This is a genomic window from Phenylobacterium sp. (assembly GCF_035276905.1).
GTDB lineage: Bacteria > Pseudomonadota > Alphaproteobacteria > Caulobacterales > Caulobacteraceae > Phenylobacterium.
The window spans coordinates 1-4,446 of record NZ_DATELG010000296.1; the positions used below are offsets into that span (position 1 = coordinate 1).

Genomic DNA, 4,446 nt, shown 5'->3' on the forward strand with positions numbered 1-4,446 from the left:
GGGCATTCCTATGCAGGTTCATCCGGTCCCCCGAGACTCAGCTGAAGTGTCGCAACAACAGCCTTCCCGGTCCGGACCGGATGGACAACCTACTGAGAGCTCACATCTAGAGCGTTCGGCGGTTCGAATGAACCGCCGAACATAAGTTCTTGAAGTTAGACCATTCGCTGCGCCGAACCGGCCTCCACTTCGGCGGCGAATGGTCTAGCGGGCTGGATCTGAAGTTCGTCCGCGTCGGGTCACGCGCCGGAGCGAACTTCGCAATCTTCAGCCTGCAAGTCGTCTCGCCGCCGGTCGGCTTCGGTCGCGCGAAATAGCTGCATCATTCTCTTTTCGATTGGAGCCAGGCAGAGGCGCAACGCACTGACGCCGCTGATGCGCGCGAGCGTGCAGCATGTCGCCGAGAAGCGGCGCAGATCGCCCCGACGCAACGCATCCCCGATCCAATAGGTAAGGCGCGAGCCAACGGCGTAGCGAACTTCCGTGGCCAGCGGGCCTTGCCCGGCGGCCTTCACCAGGGCAGCCTGCTTGGCGGGGTCGAATATGAATTCGTCGATGCCGTAGCGGCAGCCCAGCATGTTCTGCAGCGCCGCCAGGTTCGGCGGGGTCAGCGGCGACTTGGAGTCGGCTGCGAGCGCATCTGCAAGCGCCGGGAAGGCGATGTCCCACAAGTTCTTGCGCGCGGCGATGGCGGCCTTCTGGAACAGCGCCTGGCGTCTTTGGAGCGGCGTGAGACGAACGGAACGACTACGCAGGCCCAGGTATTCGGGCAGGCGCAGGTCCCGCAGCAGCTGTCGAAGCAGGCGTGCGTCCGATTGCATCCAGCGCTGCACGCGTTCGCTTTCGCGGTAGGAATTCGCCTTTGGCCCGCGCATTCCGAGGTGCTGGCGCTGCCACAAGACGACCTGATCGACACACGCCGCATCGTAACGACGGGCAAGCTGAAGCAGAATATTGTAGTCCACTGACACTTGGACGCTTTCATCCAGCGGCGCGATCTCGTCGAAACACGCTTTACGCACCAGGACGCACGGCTGGCCGGTAATGAAGCAATCCTCCATCAACCGGGCAAAAAAGGATCTCTCGCCGTCCACTGGGAATGCCTGGGGCGGATCGAAGGCGCACGCGCCCCTCTCGTCCTCAGTAAACTTTTGCAGTCGGCCATAACTGAATCCCGGCTTCGGATTTTCGGTCAGCGGTCGGAGCAATTGTTCGAGGGCGTCTGATGGAGCGATGTCGTCGTCATCCATGATCCAGATGTAGTCCGCCGTCGCCAGGGCGAGTCCGCGATTGATGGCGGCGGTCTTGCCCCGGTTCTCGGGCTGACGGACGTAACGCACTTGTTGCGCGAATTCGGCGCAGGCGGCTGCAGTGCCGTCGGTCGATCCATCGTCGACAACAATGATCTCGCGGACGCGAGACGATTGCTCGAGAATGCTTGAAATCGCGGCGCGAATGTACCGCTCCCGGTTGAACGTGGGCAGGATAACCGAAACGCTTGGAGCTTCTTCTTCCATCGCCGCCGTCCCGCAGTCGGTTGCCGCCTTTAATCTGTGGTCCTGGACAAGGTCCGGGCCGCAATACGAATTAAGTGGAGGGTTGCGCCCAAGCGTAGGCGAGCGCCGCCGCACCTGCGCGATCTCGTCGGCATAGCGCCAAGGCGATCTGGGTGAAGACGCGAACCGTAGCCGGAGCCAGGACGCGCAGCGTCAAGGCGTAGGTGGCCGCGCCCAGCACGATCGAGCCGGCGAGCCGGATCGGTCCTGACCCGCCATCGCCCAAGCCAAGCCGAGCGCCGCTCACGACAGCCGTCATGACTATGGCGGACGCCATGCTCTCCCAGCCGATCGAAAATTGTCGTGTCGCCGGATATCCGACGACGCGCTGGAGCAGCATCGCCCCCAGCGCCCAGGTCACGAGCCCGCGCGCCAGAAATACGGCTGCGATCGCGCTCGCCCCCCACGCGGCGGCGAACGGGGCGATGCTGGCGTTGATCGCGACGCCGATGGTGACAAGGAGGAGCTGCAGGCCAGGCTTGCCGACCGCGCGCAACACCCCCCCGTTGAACGAGGCGGTGGCGGCGCGCAGACCGAGCAACAGCATGATCTGAATGGCGAGCGTCGCCGGCGCCCAGGTCCTGCCCAGGAGCATCGGGATCGCCACCGGGGCGATGGCCGCGCCGCCCAGAAAAATCGGATAGGCCACCAAGGTCGAGACCCGGGTGGCGCCGTCGAGCGCCGCGTGAAGCTTTTTCCGCTCTCCCTGGATGCGCGAGGCGACCGGCAGCGCGATCCCGTTGAACGGAGCGATGAACAAGGCGCTGAACTGCTGGAAAATCCGCTGGGCGAGGTTGAAGTAGCCAAGGGCGCTGGCGCTGGCCACGCCCAGGAAGAGGCGCGGTACGGCGCTGTCCGCCTGGATCATCAGGCGCATCGCCAGGCTTGTCAGATTGAAGTGCGTCAGGTCGGCGAACTCGGCCTTGCTGGGCCATACGGTCGGCCATCCGGCCACCGCCAGAAAGCCGATGGCGCGTACGGCGCGCCGCGCCACCTCCATCCAGGCCAGCGACCATACGCCATGGCCGGTGAACGCCATCGTCAGACCGACCGCCGCTGCGGTCAGCGTGCCTGCCGCATCCACGACGGCGATGGCTCGGAAGCGCAGATCGCGTTGCAGCAGGGCCGCGGGCGTCGCCGCAAGCGCGAGCAGGATCAGCGTCGCCGCCATCAAAGGCACGAGCGTCCGCAGTTCCGCATGCCCAAGAGCGCCCGCGATCCAGGGCGCGGCCACGGCCAACCCCGCCCCCAAGACGGGCGCGATCGCCAGCTGTAGCAGGGTCGTGGCGGCGGCATGGCCCGGGCGCAGATCCGCCCTTTGAATGAGGCTCTCGCTCAGCGCGCCGGCGACGATGGTCTCCGGAGCCAGGATCACCAGCAGTGCAAGGCCGTAGACGCCGAAGTCGTCCGGCCGGAGCAGGCGCACCATGCACAGGAAGGTGAGCGCCCCGCCCACCAGGTCGAACCATTTTGCGAGCGCCGCCCAGAACGCGGCCCGCCCGGCGTGTGCAAAGAGTTCAGGAAGCTGCATGCGACTGGGCCGCTTCGGAGCGCCGCTCACGGTCGTAGCGCCAGGCCATGATCGCCGCGCCGAGCGCCAGCGGCGCATAGATCAGCGCGGTGGCGCGAGAGACGAATCCCCAGCGGCGCCCCAGCATCGGCATCTTCTCGAGCGCGGGCTTGGCCACATGCTCGACGATGCGCCATTGGGAGATCGCGCGGCGCGAGGCGATGAAGCCCCGTTCGGCAAGCCCCCACTTCTGTTTCAGCGCGTCATGACTGCGGTTTTGCCAGGCCTGCGACCAGCGCAGCAGGAAATAGGGCAGATCCGCAAAGGTGATCGGATCCGTCCTGGACGGAATGAGAAAGGTTACGACTGCCTTGGGTTCGACCCAGATGGAGCCGCCGCCTGCTTTCCGAAGGCGCCAGGCGAAATCAAGATATTCCTTTGAGACGATGTCCGGGTCGAACAGGCCGACTCGATTGAATACATCGCGTCGCATCAAGAAGCAGTGCATCTCGAACGATCGCGTCTGCCTGCGGACAAGGAAATCTGCGACTTCATCGCAGGTTCGGCCCTGAAGATAGAATTCCTCGTGGAAGTCTCTCTGGCCGTCGGGCGCGCCTTCGAAGGTCTCCTGATTGGTCTCCACGGATCCGACGTGATGCACGATGGTGTGGATCGGTCGGCCTTCGCAGGTGAGCGGCGCGACGACGTCGGCCCCCGTCTCGTCGGCGCAGGCGATGAGGGCGCTCAGCCATCCCGCTTTGAAGACGACGTCGTTTTCCGCAAAGACGACATATTCCGTATCGGCGTATTGAAGGCCAAGATTTCGGGCTTCGGGCGGGGTCAGCGTGCGGGGCGCCTCGACGTGCATGAAGCCGTGTTGCTGGGACTGATGCTTGAGCCAGGCGCGCATCCGGGTTGAGACGCTCCCGGTGGCGCAGACAAGCCTGAAAGGTTCAGGCGTATTCTCCAGCAGGCTGCTCAACGATTCCTGCATGGCGCTGAAGCGTTCGCGCTGCGTCAGAACGATCGTCACGCGCGTCGGGGCCGAATGCTTGGGCATGTCGTCCTTATGGCTCCTTACTATGTGGGCCGAAGCACCCTTTGATAGGCGTGCGTCGTCAGCGCCGCGGCGGCGTCGATGGAGTAGTCGCGCTCGATACGGGCGCGGGCGCGCCTGCCCATCTCAGTCCATTCGCCGCGTCGATCGATGAGTGTCTGGAGCGCCTGATACAGCGCGTGGGGATTGGCTTCAGGCGCCAGCACGCCGGCGTCGACGCCGGCGACCAGTTCCGGAATGCCGCCGTGAAGCGTGCTGACGAATGGGCGCTCCGCCGCCATCGCTTCCTTCAAGGTGTTGATGGAGGCGTCCTGGTCGCCGTT

At 64.8% G+C, this 4,446-nt stretch carries 4 protein-coding genes; all 4 read right to left on the reverse strand.

The window, feature by feature from the left end:
• Positions 1-239: 239 nt before the first annotated feature.
• Positions 240-1,517, reverse strand: a complete 1,278-nt coding sequence (locus VJS38_RS14020; protein ID WP_324088768.1) for a glycosyltransferase family 2 protein — start codon at positions 1,515-1,517, stop codon at positions 240-242.
• A gap of 70 nt (positions 1,518-1,587) precedes the next feature.
• Positions 1,588-3,087: an oligosaccharide flippase family protein gene (locus VJS38_RS14025; RefSeq protein WP_324088769.1), complete on the reverse strand. Its 1,500-nt coding sequence runs from the start codon at positions 3,085-3,087 to the stop codon at positions 1,588-1,590.
• Positions 3,074-4,126 (reverse strand): glycosyltransferase family 2 protein, encoded by a 1,053-nt coding sequence (locus VJS38_RS14030; RefSeq protein ID WP_324088770.1) that lies wholly within the window; start codon positions 4,124-4,126, stop codon positions 3,074-3,076. The genes VJS38_RS14025 and VJS38_RS14030 overlap by 14 nt, the downstream gene beginning before the upstream one ends.
• Positions 4,127-4,146: 20 nt before the next feature.
• Positions 4,147-4,446, reverse strand: a 300-nt coding sequence (locus VJS38_RS14035; RefSeq protein WP_324088771.1) for a glycosyltransferase, incomplete at its 5' end; no start/stop codon positions are given.